Raw genomic sequence first — 25,649 nt, forward strand, 5'->3', positions numbered from 1 at the left:
GTGTGGGCAAGCTCACCACTGGGGACGGGTCGAAGTGCCGTGTCGGCAGTCCCTAAACTCGGCTTGTTTCAAGGAGGGAGCCTCAATCGTGCGCAAGGTGCTCATCGCCAACCGTGGCGAAATCGCTGTCCGCGTGGCCCGGGCCTGCCGGGACGCCGGGATCGCGAGCGTGGCCGTCTACGCCGACCCGGACCGGGACGCTCTGCATGTCCGCGCCGCGGATGAGGCGTTCGCCCTGGGCGGTGACACCCCGGGAACCAGCTACCTCGACATCGAGAAGGTGCTGAAGGCCGCCCGGGAGTCCGGCGCGGACGCGATCCACCCCGGCTACGGCTTCCTCTCCGAGAACGCCGAGTTCGCCCAGGCGGTGCTGGACGCGGGCCTGATCTGGATCGGCCCGCCGCCGCAGGCCATCCGCGACCTCGGCGACAAGGTCGCCGCCCGGCACATCGCCCAGCGCGCCGGCGCTCCCCTGGTCGCCGGCACGCCCGACCCGGTGTCCGGCGCCGACGAGGTCGTCGCCTTCGCCGAGGAGCACGGTCTGCCCATCGCCATCAAGGCGGCGTTCGGCGGCGGCGGCCGCGGCCTGAAGGTCGCGCGCACGCTGGAAGAGGTCCCGGAGCTGTACGACTCGGCCGTCCGTGAGGCCGTGGCGGCCTTCGGCCGCGGCGAGTGCTTCGTCGAGCGCTACCTCGACAAGCCCCGCCACGTCGAGACCCAATGCCTGGCCGACCAGCACGGCAACGTCGTGGTCGTCTCCACCCGTGACTGCTCCCTGCAGCGCCGCCACCAGAAGCTGGTCGAGGAGGCGCCCGCGCCGTTCCTCTCGGAGAAGCAGGTCGCCGAGCTGTACCGCGCGTCGAAGGCGATCCTGAAGGAGGCCGGCTACGTCGGCGCCGGCACGGTCGAGTTCCTCGTCGGCATGGACGGCACGATCTCCTTCCTGGAGGTCAACACCCGCCTCCAGGTGGAGCACCCGGTCACCGAGGAGGTCGCCGGCATCGACCTCGTGCGCGAGATGTTCCGCATCGCCGACGGCGAGGAGCTCGGGTACGGCGACCCGGAGCTGCGGGGTCACTCGTTCGAGTTCCGTATCAACGGCGAGGACCCGGGCCGCAACTTCCTGCCCGCGCCCGGCACCGTCACCACGTTCGCCCCGCCGTCCGGCCCGGGTGTCCGGCTGGACGCGGGCGTGGAGTCCGGCTCGGTCATCGGCCCGGCGTGGGACTCCCTGCTGGCGAAGCTGATCGTCACGGGCCGCACCCGCAAGGAGGCCCTGGAGCGGGCCGCGCGCGCCCTGGAGGAGTTCCAGGTCGAGGGCATGGCCACGGCCATCCCGTTCCACCGCGCGGTGGTGAAGGACCCGGCGTTCGCGCCCGAGCTGACCGGCTCGTCGGACCCGTTCACGGTCCACACCCGCTGGATCGAGACCGAGTTCGTCAACGAGATCAAGCCCTTCACCGCACCGGCCGACGCCGAGGCGGACGAGGAGCCGGGCCGCGAGACGGTGGTCGTCGAGGTCGGTGGCAAGCGCCTGGAGGTGTCCCTGCCGTCCTCGCTGGGCATGTCCCTGGCCCGCACGGGTCTCGCGGCGGGCGCCAAGCCCAAGCGCCGCGCGGCGAAGAAGTCGGGCCCCGTCGCCTCCGGCGACACGCTCGCCTCCCCGATGCAGGGCACCATCGTCAAGGTCGCGGTCGAGGAGGGCCAGGAGGTCAAGGAAGGCGACCTGGTCGTCGTCCTGGAGGCCATGAAGATGGAACAGCCCCTCAACGCGCACAAGTCCGGCACGATCAAGGGCCTGTCGGCGGACATCGGCGCGTCGGTGACGTCGGGCGCGGCGATCTGCGAGATCAAGGACTGACGCACCCGAGCACATCGCCTACGGCGCGGCCCCCCAGGGGGACCGCGCCGTAGGCGTCTCAACCGCAGGCAGTCATGCCACCGAGCTGCGGGCAATCGTGCCTCCCCCAGTGCCTGAACGGCCTGGGAGGCACCCCCAGGGGCGGCACGGGTGGGCGCGGCGGCACCCCGCACCGGGCTGCGCAACGCCCCGGCCTCAGCGGCAACGCCGAGCCCAGCGCAACCCGCAGCGCCTCAACCCACCGCCGCGCCGCTCAGCGCCGCCGCAGATCCGCCACCCGGGCCCGCTCGGACCCCGGCCCCTGCTCCCCGAGCATCGAGGTGGACCGCAGCCCACCACCCCCACCCCCCGGCACCTGCCGCCGGGGCCCGGGCAACGGCACGTCCCGGCGCTGCTGACGCGCCGGGACGGCATCACCCCCGGGGCCTGCCGACCCCGTGGAACCCCCCTGCCCGCCGGCCACGGTGATCTGCACGCCCTGGTCGGCCAGCGCCTGGAGCTCGGTGGCCGCACGGTCGTCATGGGCGGGCGGCTCGTCCGTCACGAGGCGCGTGATGAGGTCCGTCGGCACGGTCTGGAACATCGTGTCCGTCCCGAGCTTGGTGTGGTCCGCCAGGACCACGACCTCCGCGGCCGCCTGCACCAGCGCCCGGTCGACGGACGCCGACAGCATGTTGGACGTGGACAGCCCCCGCTCGGCGGTCAGCCCGCTCCCGGACAGGAAGGCCCGGGACACGCGCAGTCCGTGCAGGGACTGCTCGGCCCCGCTGCCCACCAGGGCGTAGTTCGAACCGCGGAGCGTACCGCCGGTCATCACGACCTCGACCCGGTTGGCGTGGGCCAGGGCCTGCGCCACGAGCAGCGAGTTGGTGACGACGGTCAGGCCGGGCACCCGGGCGAGCCGGCGGGCCAGCTCCTGGGTCGTCGTACCCGCCCCGACGACGATCGCCTCCCCCTCTTCCACGAGATTCGCGGCGAGGTCGGCGATGGCGGTCTTCTCGGCGGTCGCGAGATGGGACTTCTGCGGAAAGCCGGACTCCCGCGTGAAACCGCCCGGCAGTACCGCACCGCCGTGCCGGCGGTCGAGGAGTCCTTCTGCCTCCAGCGCGCGCACGTCCCGCCGTACGGTCACTTCGGAGGTCTGGACGACGCGGGCGAGCTCACGGAGCGACACGGCCCCGTTCGCTCGCACCATTTCGAGGATCAATTGGCGACGTTCTGCAGCGAACACGAAACTGACAGTAACGCCAGCGACCGTCTGCTTTCAGCAGTTTGCGCTGAATAGCAGAAGATGTTCGCACGCGGCAGCGGGAAGTGGTATAGGACCTAGTCGTCCCGCCTATGCCGCACGCATGATCGAACACACGCTGTGACCAGCGAGGAGCCGGTTTCGGCCTCAGCCGTCGCCGTTCATCTTCCGGGTGTGCAACTGCCGTGCCACCTCGGCGATCGAGCCCGACAGCGAGGGGTAGACGGTGAAGGCGTTCGCGATCTGTTCGACCGTCAGATTGTTGTCGACCGCGATCGAGATCGGGTGGATCAGTTCCGAGGCGCGCGGCGCCACGACCACGCCGCCCACCACGATGCCCGTGCCCGGCCGGCAGAAGATCTTGACGAAGCCGTCGCGGATGCCCTGCATCTTGGCGCGCGGGTTGCGCAGCAGCGGCAGCTTCACGACCCGGGCGTCGATCTTCCCGCCGTCGACGTCGGCCTGCGTGTAGCCGACGGTGGCGATCTCCGGGTCGGTGAAGACGTTCGAGGAGACGGTCTTCAGGTTCAGCGGGGCCACCGCGTCACCGAGGAAGTGGTACATGGCGATGCGCCCCTGCATGGCCGCCACGGACGCGAGGGCGAAGACCCCGGTCACGTCACCGGCGGCGTACACGCCGGGAGCGGTCGTGCGCGAGACCTTGTCGGTCCAGATGTGGCCGGACTCGCGCAGGCGGACCCCGGCCTCCTCCAGCCCCATGCCCTCGCTGTTGGGGACGGCGCCGACGGCCATCAGACAGTGCGAGCCGGTGATGACCCGCCCGTCGGCGAGCGTGACCTCGACCCGGTCGCCGACCCGCTTGGCGGACTGGGCCCGGGAGCGGCCCATGACGTTCATGCCGCGCCGCCGGAAGACGTCCTCCAGCACGGCGGCCGCGTCCGGGTCCTCGCCCGGCAGCACCCGGTCCCGCGACGACACGAGCGTCACCCGCGAGCCCAGCGCCTGGTAGGCACCGGCGAACTCGGCGCCGGTCACACCCGATCCGACCACGATCAGCTCCTCGGGGAGCTCGTCGAGGTCGTAGACCTGGGTCCAGTTCAGGATGCGCTCGCCGTCGGGCCGGGCGTCGGGCAGTTCCCGGGGGTGCCCGCCGGTGGCGATGAGCACCGCGTCCGCCGTGAGGGTCTCCTCGGTGCCGTCGGCGGCGCTCACGACGACCTTGCGCGACCCGTCGAGCGCCTGCATGCCCTCCAGCCGCCCGCGCCCGCGCAGGACACGCGCCCCGGCCCGGGTCACGGAGGCGGTGATGTCGTGCGACTGGGCGAGCGCCAGCCGCTTGACACGCCGGTTGACCTTGCCCAGGTCCACCCCGACCACACGGGCGGCCTGCTCCACGTGGGGGGTGTCGTCGGCGACGATGATGCCCAGCTCCTCGTAGGAGGAGTCGAAGGTGGTCATCACCTCGGCCGTCGCGATCAGGGTCTTCGACGGCACGCAGTCGGTGAGCACCGACGCCCCGCCCAGCCCGTCGCGGTCGACGACGGTCACCTCCGCGCCGAGTTGTGCGGCCACCAGCGCCGCTTCGTATCCGCCGGGTCCGCCACCGATGATCACGATCCGAGTCACGTACTCCATTGTCCCGCACCCCTCGGCACGGCACCGCCCCGGGGCGGCTCTGTTACGCGAGTGACGCCGTACGGCCTGCCGTACGCTCTCCCCATGTCGCTCTACGCCGCGTACGCCGGCAACCTCGACGCGCGGCTGATGTCCCGCCGCGCCCCGCACTCGCCGCTGCGCGCCACCGGCTGGCTGAACGGATGGCGACTGACCTTCGGCGGCGAGCACATGGGCTGGGAAGGCGCCCTGCCCACGATCGTGGAGGACCCGCTCTCCCAGGTCTTCGTCGCCCTGTACGACATCGCCCCGATGGACGAGGAGTCGCTGGACCGCTGGGAAGGCGTGGGCCTCGACATCTACCGCCGCACACGCGTACGGGTGCACACCCTGGACGGTGAGGAGTCCGCGTGGGCCTTCACCCTGAACGCGTACGAGGGCGGCCTGCCCTCCGCCCGCTACCTGGGCGAGATCGCCGACGCGGCGGAATCGGCCGGCGCTCCCCACGACTACGTCATGGAGCTGCGCAAGCGCCCCTGCTGACCGGCCGCCTCGTCGGAAACGACAAGACAACGATCGCCACCCCGTCAGCTCCGACATCTACGCGCGTAGGCATTCACCGGCTACCCTCGTCGGCGTGAACGCATCTCTTCTTCCGGACGACATCCAGGGCGACCCGCACGCGGCCGCCGACGCCGCCGCGGCCCGCCTGCGCGAACTCACGGGCGCCGAGACCCACGACGTCGCCCTCGTGATGGGCTCCGGCTGGGCCCCGGCCGTGGACGCCCTGGGCGCCCCCGAGGCCGAGTTCCGGGTCACCGAGCTGCCCGGCTTCCCGCCCCCGGCGGTGGAGGGGCACGGCGGCAAGATCCGCTCCTACCGGATCGGCAACAAGCGCGCCCTGGTCTTCCTGGGCCGCACGCACTACTACGAGGGCCGCGGCGTGGCCGCCGTCGCCCACGGCGTGCGCACCGCCGTGTCGGCCGGCTGCAAGACGATCGTCCTCACCAACGGCTGCGGCGGCCTGCGCGAGGGCATGCGCCCCGGCCAGCCGGTCCTGATCAGCGACCACATCAACCTCACCGCCACCTCCCCCATCGTCGGCGCCAACTTCGTCGACCTCACCGACCTGTACTCGCCGCGCCTGCGCGCCCTGTGCAAGGAGGTCGACCCCACCCTGGAGGAGGGCGTCTACGCCCAGTTCCCCGGCCCGCACTACGAGACGCCGGCCGAGATCCGCATGGCCCGGGTCATCGGCGCGGACCTGGTGGGCATGTCGACGGTCCTGGAGGCGATCGCCGCACGCGAGGCGGGCGCGGAGGTCCTGGGCATCTCCCTCGTCACCAACCTGGCGGCGGGCATGACGGGCGAGCCCCTGAACCACGAGGAGGTCCTCCAGGCCGGCCGCGACAGCGCCACCCGGATGGGCTCCCTGCTGGCCCAGGTCCTGGGCCGCCTGTAAGCACCCGGGCGCAGCGCACAACCGCTGCGCCCCCTCCGGGGCGAGACGCGCCCGCATCCGCCGACGCACGGAAGGGGACGTGCCGGGGGGTGTCCGCCCGCAGCGGTCGGCGCGTCGACGGACAGTGAGCCGGTACGCGACCCCATCGCGCCGTTCCGAGGACGGACACCCCCCGGCGCGGCCCGGACCCACACCCCACCGTCAGGCGAAGGCCCGCCCCCCCCCACCCACGACACCGGAGAGGCTGACACCACACCGTGCACGAGGAACTCATCGCCCAGGCCCAGGCGTGGCTCACCGAGGACCCCGACCCGGACACCCGCGCCGAGCTCGCCGGCCTCATCGACGCCCGGGACCACGCCGAACTCGCCGCCCGCTTCAGCGGCACGCTCCAGTTCGGCACCGCCGGCCTCCGCGGCGAACTCGGCGCCGGCCCGATGCGCATGAACCGCACGGTCGTCATCCGCGCCGCCGCGGGCCTCGCCGCGTACCTCAGGAAGCAGGGCCACGACGGCGGCCTGGTCGTCATCGGCTACGACGCCCGGTACAAGTCGCGCGACTTCGCCCTGGACACCGCCGCCGTCATGACCGGCGCCGGCCTGCGCGCGGCGATCCTCCCCCGCCCGCTGCCCACACCGGTGCTCGCCTTCGCGATAAGGCACCTCGGCGCGGTCGCCGGCGTGGAGGTCACCGCCAGCCACAACCCGCCGCGCGACAACGGCTACAAGGTCTACCTCGGCGACGGCTCCCAGATCGTCCCCCCGGCGGACGCCGAGATCGCCGCCGAGATCGCCGCCGTCCCCTCCCTCACCACGGTCAGCCGCCCCGCCGAGGGCTGGGACACCCTCGACGACAGCGTCCTCGACGCCTACCTGGCCCGCACGGACGCCGTCCTCGCCGAGGGCTCCCCGCGCACGGCCCGCACGGTCTACACGGCGATGCACGGCGTGGGCAAGGACGTCCTGCTGGCCGCCTTCGCCCGGGCCGGCTTCCCGGAGCCGGACCTGGTCGCCGAGCAGGCCGAGCCGGACCCGGACTTCCCGACCGTCGCGTTCCCCAACCCCGAGGAGCCGGGCGCGATGGACCTGGCGTTCGCCAGGGCCCGGGAGACCGCCCCCGACCTGATCATCGCCAACGACCCGGACGCGGACCGCTGCGCCGTCGCCGTCCAGGACGGCACCGACTGGCGCATGCTCCGCGGCGACGAGGTCGGCGCGCTCCTCGCCGCCCACCTGGTCCGGCGCGGCGCGACCGGCACCTTCGCCGAGTCGATCGTCTCGTCGTCCCTGCTCGGCCGGATCGCCGGGAAGGCGGGCCTGCGTCACGTCGAGACGCTGACCGGCTTCAAGTGGATCGCCCGCGCGGAGGGCCTGCGCTACGGCTACGAGGAGGCCCTCGGCTACTGCGTGGACCCCGACGGCGTCCGCGACAAGGACGGCATCACGGCAGCGCTGCTGGTCACGGAACTGGCGTCGCAGCTGAAGGAGGAGGGCCGCACCCTCCTGGACCTCCTGGACGACCTGGCGGTGGAGCACGGCCTGCACGCGACGGACCAGCTGTCGGTCCGCGTGGAGGACCTCTCGCTGATCGCGGCGGCGATGACCCGCCTGCGCGAGCAGCCCCCGACCGCGCTCGCCGGGCTGCCCGTCACCCGCACCGAGGACCTCACGCAGGGCACCGGGACCCTCCCGCCCACGGACGGTCTGCGCTACACGCTCGAAGGCGCCCGGGTGATCGTCCGCCCGAGCGGCACGGAGCCGAAGCTCAAGTGCTACCTGGAGGTCGTCGTCCCCGTCGCGTCGCACGCCGCTCTCCCCGAGGCGCGCGCGAAGGCGGCGGACGTCCTGGAGGCGATCAAGCGCGACCTGTCGGCGGCGGCCGGGATCTGACGGGGACGCCCCCGTCCGAGCGGCCCCGGCAGCCACCGGGGCCGCGGGGAGCCCGGCCGGACCCGGCCCGGCCACGCCGGCACCCGGCTGCCGGCCGGTGGGGCCGGTGGGGCCGGTGGGGGTGGTCCGCCGGGCTGCGGCGGGTGCCGGTGCGGTCCACCGGGGTCCCGGGGACTGACGGCGGCGGTTCAGGTCTTGCCTGTCCGACGACCCGCCCTCGGCCCCGGACCCCTGACCACCCCCGGCCACACCCAGGCGGGGGCCGGGCTGCTGGGGTGCCATCCGATGGCTCGGCCCAGGCGGTCCCGGTGGGTGCCCGGGTGGTTCAGGTCGTGTCCGGGCGATGAGTTCGGCGCACTCGGGCAGCACCCACCAGGCACCGGCCGACCGTCCCGACACCCACCAGGCACCGGCCGACCCTGCCGGCACCAGCCGGTCCTCCCGACACCGCCACGCACCGGCCGGTCCTCCCGACACCACCGGGCCCCGGCCCGCCCGTCCGGCACCCACCGGGCCCCGGCCCGCCCTCCCGGCACCCACCGGAACCCCGGCCGACCACCCGCCCGGCACGCCACCTCGCCCTCCGGCCGACCACCCGCCCGGCACGCCGCACGGTCTCCCGACCACCCGCCCGGCACGCCACCTGGTCCCCGGCCGGCCTCAGCCCGCCAGCAGCAACACCAGCACCAGCACCGCCCCGGCGACCGCCGGCCCCATCACCTCGTAGGCCCACCGCACGGTCACCTCACCCTGCGCCGACCCCGCCTCGCGCCGCGCCTCATGGAGGCCGCGCAGCTCGTCGACGATCCGGTCCGTCTCGGCCCGGACGGGCCCGTCGGAGACGGGCCCGGCGCCCGGACCGCCCCCGAGCCCCGCCCGCATCCCGAGCGCACTGCCCCGGCCCTCGTCCGGCGCCCCGTCGCGGCCCATCGCCCGCCGCGCCTGCGCGGTGGCCCGCATCTCGCGCCGCGCGGCCTTCTTGCGGGCCCGCAGCGACACCGGCACGGCCCACAGCTGGTACTTCGCACCGGAGTCGGTGACGATCTCGTTCGAATAGGAGGACCGCAGGGACGCGACCTTCCCCCACGGCACCACGATCACGCGGAACGGGTTGCGGATCCGCAGCCGGTCGTCGCCCGCGTACACGGCGGGCCGCAGCGTGAAGGCGACGACCAGCGGCACGACGAGGAGCATCACGGCGACGGCCATCCACGGCGTGCGCCCCTCGCCCGAGACGACGGCGTCGGTCCCGAGCCATCCGACGACGGCGAGCAGCAGCACACCGCCGGCGATGGCCGGAGCCGACCGGTACACCCGGTCCCGGGACTCGGGCTCCGGAGGCTGCGGCGCTGGCGACTGGGACTCGGGGCTCGTCATGTCTCGATTCTGCCGGACCGGTCCGGCGCTCCGTCATCCGCCCGAGGCTCTGCCGGGAACGGGCCTGGGAAGAACCCGAGGGCTGTACAGCCGCTACGCGCGTAGATATGCTCGTCTGGTGACCATGCCCAGTTCTGCACTCACCGCAGCTCACCCCCTCAAGGACGTCACCGCGTCCGACAGCGCGCTGCGCCGCTTCCTCCACGGGCTCCCGGGCGTCGACGCGGTCGGACTCGAAGGGCGTGCGGCCTCCCTCGGCACGCGTTCGATCAAGACGACCGCCAAGGCGTACGCGATCGACCTCGCCATCTCGATGGTCGACCTGACGACGCTGGAAGGCGCGGACACCCCGGGCAAGGTCCGGGCGCTCGGCGCGAAGGCGGTCAGGCCCGACCCGACGGACCGTACGACGCCCACGACGGCCGCCGTCTGCGTCTACCCCGACATGGTGGCCGTGGCCAAGGAGGCCGTCGCCGGTTCCGGCGTGAAGGTCGCCTCGGTGGCCACGGCGTTCCCGGCCGGCCGCGCCTCGCTCGACGTCAAGCTGACGGACGTGCGCGAGGCGGTCGCCGCGGGTGCCGACGAGATCGACATGGTCATCGACCGCGGCGCGTTCCTCGCGGGGCGATACTTGAAGGTGTACGACGAGATCACCGCCGTGAAGGAAGCCTGCGGCGGCTCGGCGCGCCTGAAGGTCATCTTCGAGACGGGCGAGCTCTCGACGTACGACAACATCCGCCGCGCGAGCTGGCTCGGCATGCTGGCGGGGGCGGACTTCATCAAGACCTCCACCGGAAAGGTCGCGGTCAACGCGACCCCGGCGAACACGCTGCTGATGCTGGAGGCGGTGCGCGACTTCCGCGCCCAGACCGGCATCCAGGTCGGCGTGAAGCCGGCCGGCGGCATCCGCACGTCCAAGGACGCCATCAAGTTCCTCGTGCTGGTCAACGAGACGGCGGGCGAGGACTGGCTGGACAACCACTGGTTCCGCTTCGGCGCCTCCTCGCTGCTCAACGACCTGCTGATGCAGCGCCAGAAGCTGGCCACCGGCCGCTACTCCGGTCCCGACTACGTGACGGTGGACTGATCACCATGGCATCGGTATTCGCATACGCCCCGGCCCCCGAGTCGCGCGCGGTCGTCGACATCGCGCCCTCCTACGGCCTGTTCATCGACGGCGAGTTCGTCGAGGCGGCCGACGGCAAGGTCTTCAAGACCGTCTCGCCGTCCTCCGAGGAGGTCCTGTCGGAGATCGCGCAGGCCGGTTCCGAGGACGTCGACCGGGCGGTGAAGGCCGCGCGGCGGGCGTTCGAGACGTGGTCGGCGCTGCCCGGCTCGGAGCGCGCCAAGTACCTGTTCCGCATCGCGCGGATCATCCAGGAGCGTTCCCGCGAGCTCGCCGTCCTGGAGACCCTCGACAACGGCAAGCCGATCAAGGAGACCCGCGACGCGGACCTCCCGCTGGTCGCCGCGCACTTCTTCTACTACGCGGGCTGGGCCGACAAGCTCGACCACGCCGGCTTCGGCGCGAACCCCCGGCCGCTCGGTGTCGCGGGCCAGGTCATCCCCTGGAACTTCCCGCTGCTGATGCTGGCGTGGAAGATCGCCCCGGCCCTCGCGACGGGCAACACGGTCGTCCTGAAGCCGGCCGAGACCACCCCCCTCTCGGCCCTGTTCTTCGCGGACATCTGCCGCCAGGCGGGCCTGCCCAAGGGCGTCGTCAACATCCTCCCGGGCTACGGCGACGCGGGAGCGGCGCTGGTCGCCCACCCGGACGTGGACAAGGTGGCCTTCACCGGCTCCACCGCCGTCGGCAAGGAGATCGCGCGGACGGTCGCGGGCACCCGCAAGAAGGTCACCCTGGAGCTGGGCGGCAAGGGCGCGAACATCGTCTTCGACGACGCGCCCGTCGACCAGGCCGTCGAGGGCATCGTCAACGGCATCTTCTTCAACCAGGGCCAGGTCTGCTGCGCGGGCAGCCGCCTGCTGGTGCAGGAGTCGATCCACGACGAGCTGCTCGACTCCCTCAAGCGCCGCCTGTCCACGCTGCGCCTCGGCGACCCGCTGGACAAGAACACCGACATCGGCGCGATCAACTCCGAGGAACAGCTCACCCGCATCACCTCGCTCGTCGAGCAGGGCGAGGCGGAGGGCGCCGAGCGCTGGTCCCCGGCCTGCGAACTGCCCGAGAGCGGCTACTGGTTCGCCCCGACGCTGTTCACGAACGTCACCCAGGCGCACACGGTCGCCCGGGACGAGATCTTCGGCCCGGTGCTGTCGGTGCTGACGTTCCGCACGCCGGACGAGGCGGTCGCCAAGGCCAACAACACGCCGTACGGGCTGTCCGCCGGCATCTGGACGGAGAAGGGCTCGCGCATCCTGGCGGTCGCGAACAAGCTCCGTGCGGGCGTCGTGTGGTCCAACACGTTCAACAAGTTCGACCCGACCTCGCCGTTCGGCGGTTACAAGGAGTCGGGCTTCGGCCGCGAGGGCGGCCGCCACGGCCTGGAGGCGTACCTCGATGTCTGAGAAGTCCGAGCAGCAGCGGCTGAGTGTCTTCAAGACCTACAAGCTGTACGTCGGCGGGAAGTTCCCGCGTTCCGAGAGCGGCCGGGTGTACGAGGTGATCGACGCAAAGGGCAACTGGCTGGCCAACGCGCCCCTGTCCTCCCGCAAGGACGCCCGGGACGCGGTCGTCGCAGCCCGCAAGGCGTTCGGCGGCTGGTCCGGGGCGACAGCGTACAACCGGGGCCAGGTGCTCTACCGCGTCGCCGAGATGCTGGAGGGCCGCCGGGACCAGTTCGTGCGTGAGGTGGCCGACGCGGAGGGCCTGGGCAAGTCCAGGGCCGCCGCGGTGGTGGACGCGACGATCGACCGCTGGGTCTGGTACGCGGGCTGGACCGACAAGATCGCCCAGGTGGTCGGCGGCGGCAACCCGGTCGCGGGCCCGTTCTTCAACCTGTCCTCCCCGGAGCCGACCGGCGTGGTCGCCGTCCTGGCGCCCCAGGAGTCGTCGTTCCTCGGCCTGGTGTCGGTGCTCGCCCCGGTGATCGCGACGGGCAACACGGCGGTCGTGGTGGCCAGCGAGAAGGCCCCGCTGCCCGCGCTGTCCCTCGCCGAGGTGCTGGCCACCTCGGACGTGCCCGGCGGCGTGGTCAACGTCCTGTCGGGCCGCACGGCCGAGATCGCCGCCCCGCTCGCCGCGCACCAGGACGTCAACGCGATCGACCTCGCGGGCGCCGACGAGGCGCTCGCGAAGGAGCTGGAGATCGCCGCGGCCGACAACCTCAAGCGCGTACTCCGTCCACAGCCTGTGGATTACGCGCGGACGCCCGGCATCGACCGCATGACCGCGTTCCTGGAGACCAAGACGGTCTGGCACCCCACGGGGTCGCTGGGCGCCTCGGGCTCCTCCTACTAGGAACGCCCACAGCCGGAGCCCCGGCCCTCCTCCGTCCGGGAGGGCCGGGGCTTCTTCCGTCCGCGCGCCTACTGCTGCGACAGCAGCCCCGCGGCCTGCCCCACCACGGGGATGCTCGCGATCGACTGCGCCTGCGCCACCGGCCCCGTCAGCGCCTGGGACGTCATCGGCTTGAAGTCGCCGAGCTGGGTGCCGACGCCGTTGTCGAGCGGGTCGACTCCCGTGCCGGCGAGCGGGTTGGGCTTGAGACCGGCGACCGGGCCCGTGACGTAGCCGACCGTGCCGGTCGCGGCCTGCAGACCGGACTGCGGGTCGATCCTGCCGAGGGAGGTGGGCCGCGTGCTGGCCACGCCGAGGAGGGACTCCGCGTCCGCCGCCGCCGTCGTGGTGCCCGCGCCCAGCGCCGCGCCCGCGGTCGCGAGGACGGCCAGGGCCCGCTGGGCGGCCGGCTTCTTGAGGGAGTCGTGTCGGGCCATCGCTGCCACCTTCTGATGCACTCGGTAACCGAAACAACGCGAAGGGTAGTTGAGGTGTGACGCGCGCATCAAAGCCGACCCGCGGGGTCGTACGGCCCCCGATGGATGCCTCACACTGGTGTCCCGTGAGTTCCCCTCTGCCCATACCCACGCGAGTCGTGCTGCTCTGCGGCCCCTCCGGCTCCGGCAAGTCCCTCCTCGCGGCCCGCTCCGGCCTTCCGGTGCTGCGGCTCGACGACTTCTACAAGGAGGGCGACGACCCGACCCTGCCCCTGGTCGCGGGGAGCTCCGACATCGACTGGGACCATCCGGAGTCCTGGGACGCGGACGCGGCCGTGGCCGCCATCGTCGAGCTGTGCGGCACGGGCCGCACGGACGTCCCCGTCTACGACATCGGGCTCAGCGCCCGTACCGGTGCGGACACGGTCGACATCGGCCGGACCCCGCTGTTCATCGCGGAGGGCATCTTCGCCGCCGAGATCGTCACGCGCTGCCGGGAGCTCGGCGTCCTCGCCGACGCGCTCTGCCTGAGCCGCGGCCCGGTGAAGACCTTCCGCCGCCGCTTCCTGCGGGACCTGAGGGAGGGCCGCAAGTCGGTGCCGTTCCTGCTGCGCCGCGGCTGGCGCCTGATGCGGCAGGAGCGCTCGATCGTCGCCCGCCAGACCGCGCTCGGCGCCCACGCCTGCGACCGTGACGAGGCGATGGGCCGGCTGGCGGCCGCGGCGGCGGGGCGCTGTGCGGGGCTGCGCACGGCGGCCTGACCGGACGGCGGGCCTGACCGGACGGCAGGCACACGAAAAAGCGGGACTGGACGGACCCCCCGGCCCTCCAGTCCCGCTCCCCGTTTCCCCCGTGCTCCCCCGTGTCCCCACTCTCCCGGGGAGACGCCCCCCAGCGTCTCCACGGATCCCCCGTGGGCCCCCTCTTGTGGTGCTCCCCCCCCGTACCTTCAGGCGACGAGCTCGCCGAAGGCGTCCTCCTCGTCACGGCCGAAGCTGAGGACCTCGTCCTCGCGCAGCCGGCGGAGCGACCGCCAGATGCTGGACTTCACCGTGCCGACACTGATGTCGAGGATGTCCGCGATCTCCGGGTCCGTGCGGCCCTCGTAGTAGCGCAGGACCAGCATGGTGCGCTGGAGCTCGGGCAGCCGGGCCAGCGCCTGCCACAGGACCGCGCGCAGCTCGGTGCCGCGCATCGCGTCCGTGTCGCCGGGCGTCTCCGGCAGTTCCTCGGTCGGGTACTCGTTGAGCTTGCGGCGCCGCCAGGCGCTGATGTGCAGGTTGGTCATGGTGCGGCGGAGGTATCCGCCGACCGCGGCCTTGTCGCTGATCCGGTCCCACGCCCGGTAGGTCGAGAACAGCGCGCTCTGCAGCAGGTCCTCGGCCTCGAAACGGTCGCCGGTCAGGTGGTAGGCGGTGGCGTACAGGGAGGCGCGGCGCTCCTGGACGTAGGCGGTGAACTCCGCCTCCGTCAGCGAGCGGCGCTCCCCCGAGTCCTCCCCGTACGCGGCTCCCCCGTGAACCGCCCCCGTCCCCTTGTTCTCCCCCGTGTGCGCGTCAACCACCGTCATGAACCCGGTGTGCTGACGCCCGGTGCCGCGAGCGCACCCCCGCCCGCTCACGGCACCGGACTTCTCCGGACCCCGGTGCACGTCGTGCAGACGCGTGATCACTGCGCTGGTGCTGGTGCCGTGCAGCGTGTTCATCTCGCGCCCCCCGTCGTGGACTTCCGGTGTGCGGCCCGCCGGCCGGCGGGCTTCCTTGCCTGTGCCGAAAAGCTTGCCGCGGCACTTTCATGGCCGTGTCCGCCGACTGTCACAGACCTGTCACAGGGGTCGGCCACAGGACGAACACACCTCGTCCACAGGGTTCGCCGGTACCGGCGGCATCCTGTCGGGCCCACCGGTCGAACCCCGAGCCCTCCATGGGCCAGAATGAGCCCGTGCCTTCCCTGTTGCTGATCGAGGACGACGACGCCATCCGGACGGCCCTGGAGCTCTCTCTGACGCGCCAGGGTCACCGCGTGGCGACCGCTGCCAGCGGTGAGGACGGTCTGAAGCTGCTGCGCGAGCAGCGGCCGGATCTGATCGTGCTGGACGTGATGCTGCCCGGCATCGACGGGTTCGAGGTGTGCCGGCGCATCCGGCGCACGGACCAGTTGCCGATCATCCTGCTGACCGCGCGCAGCGACGACATCGACGTCGTGGTCGGGCTGGAGTCCGGTGCCGACGACTACGTGGTGAAACCGGTGCAGGGGCGGGTGCTGGACGCCCGGATCCGGGCCGTGCTGCGGCGCGGCGAGCGGGAGTCCAACGACGCGGCGGCCTTCGGCAGCCTCGTCATCGACCGCTCGGCGATGACCGTGACCAAGAACGGCGAGGACCTCCAGCTCACGCCGACCGAGCTGCGGCTGCTGCTGGAGCTGAGCCGCCGTCCTGGGCAGGCGCTGTCCCGGCAGCAGCTGCTGCGGCTGGTGTGGGAGCACGACTACCTGGGCGACTCGCGGCTGGTGGACGCCTGCGTCCAGCGGCTGCGCGCCAAGGTCGAGGACGTGCCGTCGTCCCCGACGCTGATCCGTACCGTGCGCGGTGTCGGCTACCGGCTGGATCCGCCTCAGTGACCCAGCAGGACCCGGGGGGTAACCGCGGCTGGACCGCGGCACGCAAGGGAGTTCTGTCGCGGCTGCGCTTCACCAGCCTGCGGCTGAGGCTGGTCCTCGTCTTCGGCCTGGTGGCCCTGACGGCGGCCGTGTCGGCGTCCGGCATCGCGTACTGGCTCAACCGCGAGGCCGTGCTCACCCGCACCCAGGACGCCGTGCTGCGGGACTTCGAGCAGGAGATGCAGAACCGGGCGAGTGCGCTGCCCGAGCAGCCGACGCAGGACGAACTGCAGCACACGGCCGGGCAGATGGCGGGCAGCGACCAGCGCTTCAGCGTGCTGCTGGTGGCCCGCGACGCCGAGGGGAAGACCGTCTACGGCAGCTCCGGCGGGCTGAGCGGCTTCTCGCTGCGGGACGTGCCGGTGTCGCTGCGCACGGCGGTGAACAAGACGCAGAAGACCGACGGGACCGACAAGCACCCGCACCACCTGTACTGGCAGCGGATAGTCGACCACGACACCCCCTACCTCGTGGCGGGCACGCGGGTGATCGGCGGCGGCCCGACCGGTTACATGCTCAAGTCGCTGGAGCCGGAGGCCAAGGACCTCAACTCGCTGGCCTGGTCGCTGGGGATCGCCACGGCTCTCGCGCTGATCGGCTCGGCGCTGCTCGCGCAGGCCGCGGCGACGACCGTGCTCAAGCCGGTGCAACGGCTCGGGGCGGCCGCGCGGCGGCTCGGCGAGGGCAAGCTGGACACCCGGCTCAGAGTGTCCGGCACCGACGAACTGGCCGATCTGTCACGGACGTTCAACAACGCGGCCGAGGCGCTGGAGAAGCGGGTCGCCGACATGGCCGCCCGCGACGAGGCCTCCCGGCGGTTCGTGGCGGACATGAGCCACGAGCTGCGCACGCCGCTCACCGCCATCACCGCCGTCACGGAGGTACTGGAGGAGGAGCTGGAGGCGGAGACCGGGAGCATGGACCCGATGATCGAGCCGGCCGTCCGGCTCGTCGTCAGCGAGACCCGGCGCCTGAACGACCTGGTCGAGAACCTCATGGAGGTCACCCGCTTCGACGCGGGCACCGCCCGGCTCGTCCTGGACGACGTCGACATCGCCGACCAGATCACCGCCTGCATCGACGCCCGCGCCTGGCTGGACGCGGTCGAGCTGGACGCCGAGCGCGGCATCCACGCCCGGCTGGACCCGCGCCGGCTGGACGTCATCCTGGCCAACCTGATCGGCAACGCGCTCAAGCACGGCGGCTCCCCGGTGCGGGTGTCCGTCCGTGAGGAGGACGACTCGCTCGTCATCGAGGTGCAGGACCACGGGCCGGGCATCCCCGAGGACGTCCTGCCGCACGTCTTCGACCGCTTCTACAAGGCCAGCGCCTCCCGGCCGCGCTCCGAGGGCAGCGGGCTGGGGCTGTCCATCGCCCTGGAGAACGCCCACATCCACGGTGGCGGGATCACCGCGGCCAACTCGCCCGACTCCGGTGCGGTGTTCACGCTGCGGCTGCCGCGCGACTCCTCCGAGCCCGGGGAGCGGCCCGCGGAGGGCGACGAGGACAAGCCGGCGGACGACCTCGGCCGCGCCGAGGTCGAGGATCCGAAGGGGGACGCCCGATGACCGTACGACGCTCACGCACCACGACCGCCCAGGCCGGGCGGGGCGCCGGGCCGGCGCCCCGCCCGCGTGCCGTCCCCCCGGCGGGCCGGGCTCCGGGCGGACGGCGGCGGACGGCGGCACTGTCCCGGCCGGCCGGTCTGTCCGTGCTCGCCCTGCTGCTCGCCGGGTGCGGCATCCGCGCCACCGAGGTGCCCACGAACTTCGGGCCCGCGCCCTCGCGGGTGCAGTGCTCGCTCGCCGAGCCGGACGGGGCCGCGCAGGCCGCCCGGGGGCTTCCGGTGCAGGTGTTCCTGCTGTGCGGCTCCCAGCTCGTCACCGTCGACCGGACCGTACGGGTCCCGGACGGCGCGGCCGACTCCGAGCGGCGCGTGCTGGTCGCGCAGGGCCTGCTGGACCAGCTCGCGCAGCCGCCGTCGCCCGCCGAGAAGGAGGCCGGGTACAGCACGGACGTGCGCGGCGGCATGACGGTGGGCGGGCCGCGGCCCGGCGACCCGGAGGACACCCTGCGGCTCGGCACGGCGCCGGACAGCCTCACCTCCTACGCCCTCGCCCAGATCGTCTGCACCTTCTCCGACTCGGCGGCCGCCGAGGGCGACGGCTCCGTGGTCCTGGCGGGCCCGGGTGCCGAGCCGCCGCGCCGCTACGAGTGCACCGACGAGGTGCGGGCCCGCCCGGGCAGCACGGAACCGCCCGCCAAGGAGGTCGCCGCGGAGTGACGCGGGGCGGTTGTGGCGCATGCCTCACCGGTGTGGCGGGCCTCCCGGAACCGATCCCGCCGGAGGCCGCGTCTAGGGGGGCGTGCAGCGTCAAGGCTCCATCGGCGGCAGCGCCGCGTTCCGCATCCGGGTGACAGGAGGTGTCCTCCTCGTCGCGCATCTCGCGTTCGTCGCCTGGCTGACGCTGCGACCGCTCGACGTCCCGTGGGTGATGCCCGCCAATCTGCGGCCGTTCGCCGGCATCCGGGCCGACCTCGCCCTGGGCTGGCCCCAGGCGGTCCGCCCCATCGGCGAGAAGCTGGCCCTGCTGGCCCCGCTGGGCGTGCTGCTGCCGATGGTGAGCGGCCGGCTGGCCGTCTCGCCCCTGGTGTCCCTGCTGCGCACCGCCGCGGCCGGTGCCCTGCTGTCGCTGGGGATCGAGCTGCTGCAGACCGGGGTTCCCGGCCAGGTCGTCGACGTCGACTCGCTGTTCCTGAACACCGCGGGCGTCGCCCTCGCGCATCTCGCGCTGGTGCCCGCCGGCCGCTCCCGGCTGCGCCGCCGCGCGCCCCTGGGCCCACCCCGCGCGCCCCTCCCCGTGGAGGAGCCGGCTCAGGGTCGGACCCCGACGATTCCCAGGGTCGGGATCGCCCCGTGGAGCGACGCTTTGCCCCCTTCGTCTCCGTAGCGTGGAGTGCAGATGGGGTACTCGGACGGAGGCCTCACGCACCGACGTTGAAGGAGTCGCACATGTCCCGCCTCGCCCGCCCCACCCACGGCCGCATGATCGGCGGAGTGTGCGCCGCGCTGGCCCGGCGCTTCGGCACCTCCGCGACGACGATGCGGGTGATCTTCCTGGTGTCGTGCCTGCTGCCCGGGCCGCAGTTCCTGCTCTACATCGCGCTGTGGATCCTGCTGCCCTCGGAGAGCGGGACGCAGAGCAAGGCGCAGACCGCCTGGTGACGCATCCGCGAGAACGCCGGCGGGGCGCACCCCGGACCAGGGGTGCGCCCCGCCGGCGTGTGTGTCCGCCCGGGCGTGCGGTCAGCCGACCGGGACGCCGTTCACCGGCAGGCCGTGCGTGGGCAGGCCCTGCACCGGCAGGCCGCCCAGCAGCTTGGCGGCGGGGCCGGTCGGGCCCTCGGCCAGCAGCTGCTCGGCGACCGGCTGGGCGGCGGCGAGACCGGCACCGGCCGCCGTCTGCCCCTGGCCCAGCGCCTCGCCCGAGCCCGGCAGCGTCTGGGAGAGCTGCTCCGCCGGGAGCGCCGCGGTGACGGTCTCGAGCGTCCGGGCGGTGTCCGGGAGGGCCGGGGCGGCGTTGGCGGCGCCCGCACCGGCGGCGGCGAAGGCGGCACCGAGGGCGGCGACACCGAGGGACTTGGCAGCAGACTGCTTCATGTAAGGCGTCCTCGTAATGGGATGACAGGTGTGAGGGGTCCAGCGACCGTAGACACCCGGCACCACCCGCCGCAAACATCGAAATGCGGACGGATTGTGAACGCCGTCCGCATTCCTGGTGCGCCGATTTCCGCCCGGTCAGCCCTTGGAGGGGAAAGAACCGCTGGTGGAGGCCGTTTGCCGGAACAGCCATTCGGATTTCAGCTCGGCATATCCGGGCTTGATCACGTCATTGATCATGGCCAGTCGTTCATCGAAAGGAATGAACGCTGATTTCATCGCATTGACGGAGAACCACTGCATGTCGTCGAGCGTGTAACCGAATGCCTCGACAAGGTGCTCGAATTCTCGGCTCATGCTGGTGTGGGACATCAGGCGGTTGTCCGTGTTGACCGTGGCGCGGAAGTGCAGCCGGCGCAGCAGCCCGATGGGGTGTTCGGCGTACGAGGACGCGGCCCCGGTCTGGAGGTTGGAGCTGGGGCACAGCTCCAGCGGGATGCGCTTGTCCCGGACGTAGGAGGCGAGCCGCCCGAGTTCGACCCGGCCGTCCTCGTGGACCTGGATGTCGTCGATGATCCGCACCCCGTGCCCGAGCCGGTCGGCGCCGCACCACTGCAGGGCCTGCCAGATGGAGGGCAGCCCGAAGGCCTCGCCGGCGTGGATGGTGAAGTGGTTGTTCTCGCGCTTGAGGTACTCGAAGGCGTCGAGGTGGCGGGTGGGCGGGTAACCGGCCTCGGCGCCCGCGATGTCGAAGCCGACGACGCCCAGATCGCGGTAGCGGTTGGCGAGTTCGGCGATCTCCAGGGCCCGGGCGGCGTGCCGCATCGCGGTGAGCAGGGCGCCGACGCGGATGCGCAGGCCGTTCTCCCGGGCGCGCCGCTCCCCTTCCCGGAAGCCCTCGTTGACGGCCTCGACGACCTCTTCGAGGCTCAGACCGCCCTCCAGGTGCTGCTCGGGGGCGTAGCGCACCTCGGCGTAGACGACGCCGTCGGCGGCGAGGTCCTCTGCGCACTCGGCGGCGACGCGGACCAGGGCGTCGCGGGTCTGCATGACGGCGACGGTGTGCGAGAACGTCTCCAGGTACCGCTCCAGGGAACCGGAGTCGGCGGCCTCGCGGAACCAGAGGCCGAGCTTGTCCGGGTCCGTCTCGGGGAGCCGGTCGTAGCCGCTGTCGCGGGCGAGTCCGACGATCGTGGCGGGGCGCAGGCCGCCGTCGAGATGGTCGTGCAGCAGAACCTTGGGCGCCCGGCGGATCTGGTCCGGTGTCGGGGTGTTCGCAATGGTCTGGCTCGTCATTTCCGCACTCTAACTCCTACGCGCGTAGACGGCGCGTTCCCGTTCGCTTTGCGTTTCCGTCGATACGTAACGGTGACCCCCGGGACGGGTCGAGTACACCCACCCTTCTGACACTGTTCTGTCATGGCACACCAAGCGACGCCGGCGCGCGCGGCCCGGCTGGGAAGGACACTCGGACCGGAGCCGACGGCGGTGAGCGGTGTGGTGCTGCTGCTTCCCGGTGGTGACGAGGTCTCCGGCCGCAGACCCTCGCCCCTGCTGGCGACCGCCTCCGTCCGCGCGCTGGGGCGCCGGCTGGCCCGCGCGGGCCGGCCGGAGGGTCTCGCGGCGCACGTGGTGCACTACCGCTGCCGCGGCTGGAACGGCAGCGAGGCGAATCTGGCGCGCGACGCGGCCTGGGCCGCGGACGAGGCCGTACGGCGGTACGGGGACGTGCCGGTGTGCCTGGCCGGGGTCGGCATGGGCGGGCGGGCGGCCCTGCGCGCGGGTGGCCACGAGGCCGTCAACTCGGTGGTGGCGCTGGCTCCCTGGCTGCCGGAGGAGGACGTGGCGGCACCACCCGAACCGGTGAAGCAACTGGTGGGGCGTCAGGTGCTGATCGTGCACGGCACGAACGACGAGCGGACGGACCCGGAGCTGTCGTTCCGGCTCGCGGCACGGGCCAAGAAGGCGAACCGGGACGTGTGCCGGTTCGAAGTGCACTCCGACGGGCACGGGTTGAGCCAGTACCGGGACGAAGTGCTGGCGCTGGCCGAGGACTTCGCGATGGGCGCCTTGTTCGGCCGGGCCGTGTCCCGGCCGGTGCGGGACGCGCTGGCCGCGCCGCCGCCGCTGGGGTTGCGGATGCCGCTGGCCGCGGGGTTCAGTCCTTCCCGGCGGTAGCCGCCGTCCGGGTCGCCGTGTTCTTCGGCCCACGGGTCGCGTGTGGTTGCGCGCGCAGTTCCCCGCGCCCCCGAGTTCAGGGCAACAGGCTGCCCCTTCTTGAGAGAAGGAACTTCTTGAAGGCCGCCACCGGAGGTGTGTCCGGGTGGCCCTCCAGCCAGGCCACGCCGATTTCCCGGACCGCCCTGGGTGCGGTCACCGTCAGTTCGACCACTCCCGGGCGCGGGACCGCCGGCGGCGGCAGCAGGGCGACTCCCAGGCCCGCCGCCACCAGGCCGCGCAGGGTCTCGGCCTCCTCGCCCTCGAAGGCGATGCGGGGTTTGAAGCCGGCCTCCTTGCACAGGTCGTCGGTGATGCGGCGCAGGCCGTAGCCGGGCTCCAGGGTGACGAAGGTTTCCTCGGCCGCCTCGGCCAGGCGGACGCGGCGGCGGCCGGCCAGGCGGTGGTCGGCGGGGACGACCAGGCGGAGCTTCTGTTCGTCCAGGCGGCGGGCGACCAGGTCGGGGGCGTCCGGGACCGGGGACGTCAGGCACAGGTCGAGGTCACCGGCGCGCAGGCGTTCGAGCATGGCCTCGCCGTAGTTCTGCACGAGGCTGAAGCGGACGCGGGGGTGGTCGGCGCGGAAGGCCTGCAGGAGGCCGGGCACGGTCTCGGCGCCCATGGTGTGCAGGAAGCCGAAGGCGACCTTGCCGGTGGTGGGGTCGGCGTCGGCCCGGACCTCCTCGACCGCGCGCCCGACCTCCGCCAGGGCGCGTTCGACGGAGGTGAGGAAGGTGCGGCCGGCCGGGGTGAGGGAGACCGTGCGGCCGTGGCGGGCGAACAGGTCGACGCCCAGGTCCTGCTCCAGCCGGGCCATGGAGCGCGAGAGGGTCGACTGCGGCACGTTCATCTCCCGGGCCGCGCGCGTGACGTGTTCGGTGCGGGCGACGCCGGCGAAGTAGGCGAGCCGCGGCGCCAGCGAGGTCACCATGTCTTCTGTGTCACTGAACGGTGACAGCCACTCCGCTGAACTGTGCTCATGCGTCATGGGAACGATTATGGCCGTTCCATGCATTGGACGGATCAGTGGGCGGCTCCGTACGTTCGAGGCATGTCTCCCGCCAGTACCGGGGCGTCCACCGTCGTGGGCGCCGATGCCTCTGTCCCTGCTTCCGACGCACGCGTGTCCCCGGGCGGGCCCGGCTACCGCCGCATGAGCCTCGCCCTCTTCCTCGCGGGTGTCGCCACCTTCGCGCTGCTGTACTCCACGCAGGCGCTGCTCCCGCTGATCTCCGGCGAGTTCGGGGTCGCGGCGAGCGACGCGAGCTGGACCGTGGCCGCCGCGACGGGCGGGCTGGCGCTGTTCGTGCTGCCGATGAGCGCGCTGTCGGAACGCTTCGGGCGGCGTACGGTCATGACGGCCTCGCTGGGCGTGGCGGTGACCGTCGGGCTGCTGGTGCCCTTCGCCCCCTCGCTGGGCGTTCTGGTCGCGCTGCGGGCGCTCCAGGGCGCCGCGCTGGCCGGGCTGCCGGCGTCGGCGACGGCGTACCTCGCGGAGGAGGTCAGCCCCAAGGCGCTGGTCACCGCGATCGGGCTGTTCGTCGCGGGCAACAGCGTCGGCGGGATGAGCGGCCGGGTCATCACCGGCTGGGTCGCGCAGGAGTGGGGCTGGCGGGTCGCCGTCGGGGTCATCGGCGTGATCGCCGTTGCCTGCGCGGTGGCGTTCCGGGCGCTGCTGCCCGCCCCGCGGCACTTCACGGCCGGCTCACTGCGCCCCCGCGCCCTCGCCCGCACGGTCCGCGACCACCTGTCCAACCCGCTGCTGTGCCGGCTCTACGCCATCGGCGCGCTGTTCATGACGGTGTTCGGCGGGGTGTACACGGTCATCGGCTACCGGCTGACCGAGGCGCCGTTCTCGCTGCCGCAGGGCATCGTCGGCTCGATCTTCCTGGTGTACCTGGTCGGCACGGTGTCGGCGTCGACGGCCGGGCGCCTCGTGGGCCGGCTGGGCCGCCGGGGCGCGCTGTACGCGGGCGGCGGCACCACGGCGGCGGGGCTGCTGCTGTCCCTGGCGGGCTCGCTCCCGCTGGTCCTGCTGGGCCTGGTCCTCATCACCGCGGGGTTCTTCGCCGGCCACGCGGTGGCCTCGTCCGCGGTGAGCAAGACCGCCGCCCACGGCCGTGCCCAGGCGTCCGCGCTGTACCAGTCCGCGTACTACGTCGGCTCCAGCGCGGGCAGCACGCTCGGCGCCGTCGCCTTCCACGCGGGCGGCTGGGCCGGAACCGTCGGGGTCGGGCTGCTGGCGGTCCTGGGCGTCGTGACGATCACGGTGTTCGGGACCCGGGCGGCGCGGCTGCAGCGGCGGCTCGCCACCGCCGCCTGAGCCGTGCGGCCGGGCCCGGCGGGGAGGGCCCGCCGGCCCGGCGCCGTCGCCGGTACCGCTGTGGATCACCACGTCTGACCTGCGCCTTCGCGCGCTCGGGGGGCCGTTGTCAGTGGGCTGCGGTAGCTTCCGAAGTGCTGGGGCGCGATGGCGCGTGAACAGACGGTCCACAGGGGTGGGTGGAGATGGCGAACGGCACGACGGCACCGACGGATCTGGACACCAGGCTGGAGGCGCACCGCAAGGAGCTGACCGGCTACTGCTACCGCATGCTCGGCTCGTCCTTCGAGGCGGAGGACGCGGTGCAGGACACGATGGTCCGCGCCTGGCGCAGCTACGACAAGTTCGAGGGCCGCTCCAGCCTCCGCTCCTGGCTCTACCGCATCGCGACGAACGTGTGCCTGGACATGCTGACCGCGGGCAACAAGCGCGCCCGGCCCATGGATCTGACGGACTCCACCCCCCTGGCCCAGGCGGCCCTCTCCCCCCGACCGGACCACACCTGGCTGGAGCCCATGCCCGACGCCCGTGTGCTGCCCACGACCGAGGACCCGGCGGAGGCGGCGGTCGCGAAGGAGACCGTGCGGCTGGCCTTCATGGCCGCCCTGCAGCGTCTGCCGGCCAAGCAGCGTGCCGTGCTGATCCTGCGTGAGGTGCTGGCGTGGAAGGCGAGCGAGGTCGCCGAGCTGCTGGACACGTCCGTGGCGTCGGTCAACAGCGCCCTCCAGCGGGCCCGCGCGACCCTCGCCGAGCGGCAGGAGCCGGGCGCGGACGCGGTGGTCTCGGACCCGCTCGACGAGGAGCAGCAGAAGCTGCTCGACCGCTATGTCGCGGCCTTCGAGGGCTACGACATGACGGCGTTGACGGCCCTGCTGCACGAGGACGCCATCATGACGATGCCGCCGTTCGACCTGTGGCTGACCGGCGTCGAGGACATCACCGGCTTCATGACCACGCTCGGCGCGCCCTGCGCGGGCTCACGGCTGGTGCCGGTCCGGGTCAACGGCCTGCCGGGCTTCGCCCAGTACAAGCCCGACCCGGACAAGGGCGGCTTCACGCCGTGGGCGGTCCAGGTGCTGGAGATCTCAGACGGCCGGATCACCGGGTTCCACTGCTTCCTCGACACCCAGCGCTGGTTCCCCCTGTTCGACCTGCCCCTCCACCTCGAAGCGGAGACCGACGAGGCCGAGCAGGGCGCATAGGGCCGGATCGGGGTCGCGCAGCCGGATCCGGCCCCCGGCCCGGCGCGCGGCGAGCTGGAGCCGCGCCAGCAGGTCCACGGCGGCCAGCCCCGGCGGGCCCAGCCCTCCGACGTCACAGACCACCACCCGGGCACCGCCGGCCTGCAGCAGGGCCCGTACGTCGTCGCTCAGCCCGTTCACCTCGTCCCGGGTGACGGGTCCGGGCAGTACGAGCACGGGCGGTGTCATGGCGTCCACGATCGGTAGACCGGGCGGGCGGCGGTAACTCATCGCAGGGC

25 protein-coding genes are annotated in these 25,649 nt (G+C 72.9%); 16 read left to right on the forward strand and 9 right to left on the reverse strand.

Going from position 1 to position 25,649, the window contains the following annotated elements; genetic code table 11:
• Nucleotides 1-88: 88 nt before the first annotated feature.
• The gene (locus ACF07N_RS09220; RefSeq protein ID WP_383324683.1) at nucleotides 89-1,861 is read left to right on the forward strand and encodes an acetyl/propionyl/methylcrotonyl-CoA carboxylase subunit alpha; all 1,773 of its coding nucleotides are present in this window, start codon (nucleotides 89-91) and stop codon (nucleotides 1,859-1,861) included.
• Nucleotides 1,862-2,114: 253 nt separating this feature from the next.
• On the opposite strand, the gene ACF07N_RS09225 is transcribed toward ACF07N_RS09220, so the two are convergent.
• Nucleotides 2,115-3,092, reverse strand: a complete 978-nt coding sequence (locus ACF07N_RS09225) for a DeoR/GlpR family DNA-binding transcription regulator (protein WP_392110193.1) — start codon at nucleotides 3,090-3,092, stop codon at nucleotides 2,115-2,117.
• Nucleotides 3,093-3,257: 165 nt separating this feature from the next.
• Complete coding sequence (locus ACF07N_RS09230; protein ID WP_383324688.1) at nucleotides 3,258-4,706, reverse strand: NAD(P)H-quinone dehydrogenase; 1,449 nt, start codon at nucleotides 4,704-4,706, stop codon at nucleotides 3,258-3,260.
• Between the two features lie 84 nt (nucleotides 4,707-4,790).
• On the opposite strand from ACF07N_RS09230, the gene ACF07N_RS09235 reads away from it, so the two are divergent.
• The 3 genes from ACF07N_RS09235 to ACF07N_RS09245 all read left to right on the forward strand — a co-directional run bounded on the left by ACF07N_RS09235 (nucleotide 4,791) and on the right by ACF07N_RS09245 (nucleotide 8,036).
• Nucleotides 4,791-5,228, forward strand: a complete 438-nt coding sequence (locus ACF07N_RS09235; protein ID WP_383324691.1) for a gamma-glutamylcyclotransferase — start codon at nucleotides 4,791-4,793, stop codon at nucleotides 5,226-5,228.
• Nucleotides 5,229-5,322: 94 nt separating this feature from the next.
• Entirely contained in the window at nucleotides 5,323-6,147 is an 825-nt protein-coding gene (locus ACF07N_RS09240; RefSeq protein ID WP_392110198.1) for a purine-nucleoside phosphorylase, read from the forward strand.
• A 257-nt stretch (nucleotides 6,148-6,404) separates the two neighbouring features.
• Nucleotides 6,405-8,036 (forward strand): phospho-sugar mutase, encoded by a 1,632-nt coding sequence (locus ACF07N_RS09245; RefSeq protein WP_392110200.1) that lies wholly within the window; start codon nucleotides 6,405-6,407, stop codon nucleotides 8,034-8,036.
• Between the two features lie 660 nt (nucleotides 8,037-8,696).
• On the opposite strand, the gene ACF07N_RS09250 is transcribed toward ACF07N_RS09245, so the two are convergent.
• A complete protein-coding gene (locus tag ACF07N_RS09250; RefSeq protein ID WP_392110203.1) occupies nucleotides 8,697-9,413 on the reverse strand; it encodes a PH domain-containing protein in 717 nt (238 codons plus the stop codon).
• Between the two features lie 124 nt (nucleotides 9,414-9,537).
• Here ACF07N_RS09250 and deoC point away from each other — a divergent pair, with 124 nt between their 5' ends.
• Genes deoC through ACF07N_RS09265 form a run of 3 tightly spaced genes read left to right on the forward strand, consistent with a single transcriptional unit; the run spans nucleotide 9,538 to nucleotide 12,834 of the window.
• Nucleotides 9,538-10,500, forward strand: a complete 963-nt coding sequence (gene deoC / locus ACF07N_RS09255) for a deoxyribose-phosphate aldolase (RefSeq protein WP_383324703.1) — start codon at nucleotides 9,538-9,540, stop codon at nucleotides 10,498-10,500.
• A gap of 5 nt (nucleotides 10,501-10,505) precedes the next feature.
• Nucleotides 10,506-11,942 carry an aldehyde dehydrogenase family protein gene (locus tag ACF07N_RS09260; protein ID WP_392110206.1) on the forward strand — a complete coding sequence of 479 codons (1,437 nt, stop codon included), beginning with the start codon at nucleotides 10,506-10,508 and terminating at the stop codon, nucleotides 11,940-11,942.
• Nucleotides 11,935-12,834 (forward strand): aldehyde dehydrogenase family protein, encoded by a 900-nt coding sequence (locus ACF07N_RS09265; RefSeq protein ID WP_392110209.1) that lies wholly within the window; start codon nucleotides 11,935-11,937, stop codon nucleotides 12,832-12,834. Before ACF07N_RS09260 ends, ACF07N_RS09265 begins: the two co-directional genes overlap by 8 nt.
• Nucleotides 12,835-12,902: 68 nt before the next feature.
• On the opposite strand, the gene ACF07N_RS09270 is transcribed toward ACF07N_RS09265, so the two are convergent.
• Nucleotides 12,903-13,310, reverse strand: coding sequence for a hypothetical protein (locus tag ACF07N_RS09270; protein WP_392110212.1), 408 nt, complete (start codon nucleotides 13,308-13,310; stop codon nucleotides 12,903-12,905).
• A gap of 56 nt (nucleotides 13,311-13,366) precedes the next feature.
• Between ACF07N_RS09270 and ACF07N_RS09275 the strand changes: the two genes are divergently transcribed.
• Nucleotides 13,367-14,071: a uridine kinase gene (locus ACF07N_RS09275; RefSeq protein WP_392110215.1), complete on the forward strand. Its 705-nt coding sequence runs from the start codon at nucleotides 13,367-13,369 to the stop codon at nucleotides 14,069-14,071.
• A gap of 188 nt (nucleotides 14,072-14,259) precedes the next feature.
• On the opposite strand, the gene ACF07N_RS09280 is transcribed toward ACF07N_RS09275, so the two are convergent.
• Entirely contained in the window at nucleotides 14,260-15,015 is a 756-nt protein-coding gene (locus tag ACF07N_RS09280) for a SigE family RNA polymerase sigma factor (protein ID WP_383324719.1), read from the reverse strand.
• 236 nt (nucleotides 15,016-15,251) lie between these two features.
• Here ACF07N_RS09280 and afsQ1 point away from each other — a divergent pair, with 236 nt between their 5' ends.
• From afsQ1 to ACF07N_RS09305, 5 genes are all read left to right on the forward strand, one after another.
• Entirely contained in the window at nucleotides 15,252-15,929 is a 678-nt protein-coding gene (afsQ1, locus tag ACF07N_RS09285) for a two-component system response regulator AfsQ1 (RefSeq protein WP_037757535.1), read from the forward strand.
• Complete coding sequence (locus ACF07N_RS09290) at nucleotides 15,926-17,536, forward strand: ATP-binding protein (RefSeq protein ID WP_392110220.1); 1,611 nt, start codon at nucleotides 15,926-15,928, stop codon at nucleotides 17,534-17,536. The genes afsQ1 and ACF07N_RS09290 overlap by 4 nt, the downstream gene beginning before the upstream one ends.
• The gene (locus ACF07N_RS09295; protein ID WP_392110223.1) at nucleotides 17,533-18,252 is read left to right on the forward strand and encodes a hypothetical protein; all 720 of its coding nucleotides are present in this window, start codon (nucleotides 17,533-17,535) and stop codon (nucleotides 18,250-18,252) included. The genes ACF07N_RS09290 and ACF07N_RS09295 overlap by 4 nt, the downstream gene beginning before the upstream one ends.
• Nucleotides 18,253-18,334: 82 nt before the next feature.
• Entirely contained in the window at nucleotides 18,335-18,919 is a 585-nt protein-coding gene (locus ACF07N_RS09300) for a VanZ family protein (RefSeq protein ID WP_383337134.1), read from the forward strand.
• A 62-nt stretch (nucleotides 18,920-18,981) separates the two neighbouring features.
• Nucleotides 18,982-19,194 (forward strand): PspC domain-containing protein, encoded by a 213-nt coding sequence (locus tag ACF07N_RS09305; protein WP_094054970.1) that lies wholly within the window; start codon nucleotides 18,982-18,984, stop codon nucleotides 19,192-19,194.
• Nucleotides 19,195-19,275: 81 nt separating this feature from the next.
• On the opposite strand, the gene ACF07N_RS09310 is transcribed toward ACF07N_RS09305, so the two are convergent.
• Both ACF07N_RS09310 and ACF07N_RS09315 read right to left on the reverse strand, forming a co-directional pair.
• Nucleotides 19,276-19,629, reverse strand: a complete 354-nt coding sequence (locus tag ACF07N_RS09310) for an ATP-binding protein (RefSeq protein ID WP_383324733.1) — start codon at nucleotides 19,627-19,629, stop codon at nucleotides 19,276-19,278.
• 138 nt (nucleotides 19,630-19,767) lie between these two features.
• Nucleotides 19,768-20,925 (reverse strand): adenosine deaminase, encoded by a 1,158-nt coding sequence (locus tag ACF07N_RS09315; protein WP_383337132.1) that lies wholly within the window; start codon nucleotides 20,923-20,925, stop codon nucleotides 19,768-19,770.
• A gap of 123 nt (nucleotides 20,926-21,048) precedes the next feature.
• Here ACF07N_RS09315 and ACF07N_RS09320 point away from each other — a divergent pair, with 123 nt between their 5' ends.
• The gene (locus tag ACF07N_RS09320; protein ID WP_392110228.1) at nucleotides 21,049-21,807 is read left to right on the forward strand and encodes an alpha/beta hydrolase; all 759 of its coding nucleotides are present in this window, start codon (nucleotides 21,049-21,051) and stop codon (nucleotides 21,805-21,807) included.
• 76 nt (nucleotides 21,808-21,883) lie between these two features.
• On the opposite strand, the gene ACF07N_RS09325 is transcribed toward ACF07N_RS09320, so the two are convergent.
• On the reverse strand, nucleotides 21,884-22,834 hold the full coding sequence (locus ACF07N_RS09325) for a LysR family transcriptional regulator (RefSeq protein WP_392110231.1): 951 nt from the start codon (nucleotides 22,832-22,834) through the stop codon (nucleotides 21,884-21,886).
• Nucleotides 22,835-22,897: 63 nt separating this feature from the next.
• Here ACF07N_RS09325 and ACF07N_RS09330 point away from each other — a divergent pair, with 63 nt between their 5' ends.
• Together ACF07N_RS09330 and ACF07N_RS09335 are read left to right on the forward strand one after the other, a co-directional pair.
• Complete coding sequence (locus ACF07N_RS09330; RefSeq protein ID WP_392110234.1) at nucleotides 22,898-24,169, forward strand: MFS transporter; 1,272 nt, start codon at nucleotides 22,898-22,900, stop codon at nucleotides 24,167-24,169.
• A 185-nt stretch (nucleotides 24,170-24,354) separates the two neighbouring features.
• Nucleotides 24,355-25,371 carry a sigma-70 family RNA polymerase sigma factor gene (locus ACF07N_RS09335; protein WP_392110237.1) on the forward strand — a complete coding sequence of 339 codons (1,017 nt, stop codon included), beginning with the start codon at nucleotides 24,355-24,357 and terminating at the stop codon, nucleotides 25,369-25,371.
• Here ACF07N_RS09335 and ACF07N_RS09340 read toward each other — a convergent pair.
• Nucleotides 25,255-25,641 carry an STAS domain-containing protein gene (locus ACF07N_RS09340; protein ID WP_383325051.1) on the reverse strand — a complete coding sequence of 129 codons (387 nt, stop codon included), beginning with the start codon at nucleotides 25,639-25,641 and terminating at the stop codon, nucleotides 25,255-25,257. The genes ACF07N_RS09335 and ACF07N_RS09340 overlap by 117 nt on opposite strands.
• Nucleotides 25,642-25,649 lie beyond the last annotated feature (8 nt).

Origin of the sequence: Streptomyces sp. NPDC015242, from assembly GCF_043079125.1 — a bacterium.
Classification (GTDB): Bacteria; Actinomycetota; Actinomycetes; order Streptomycetales; family Streptomycetaceae; genus Streptomyces.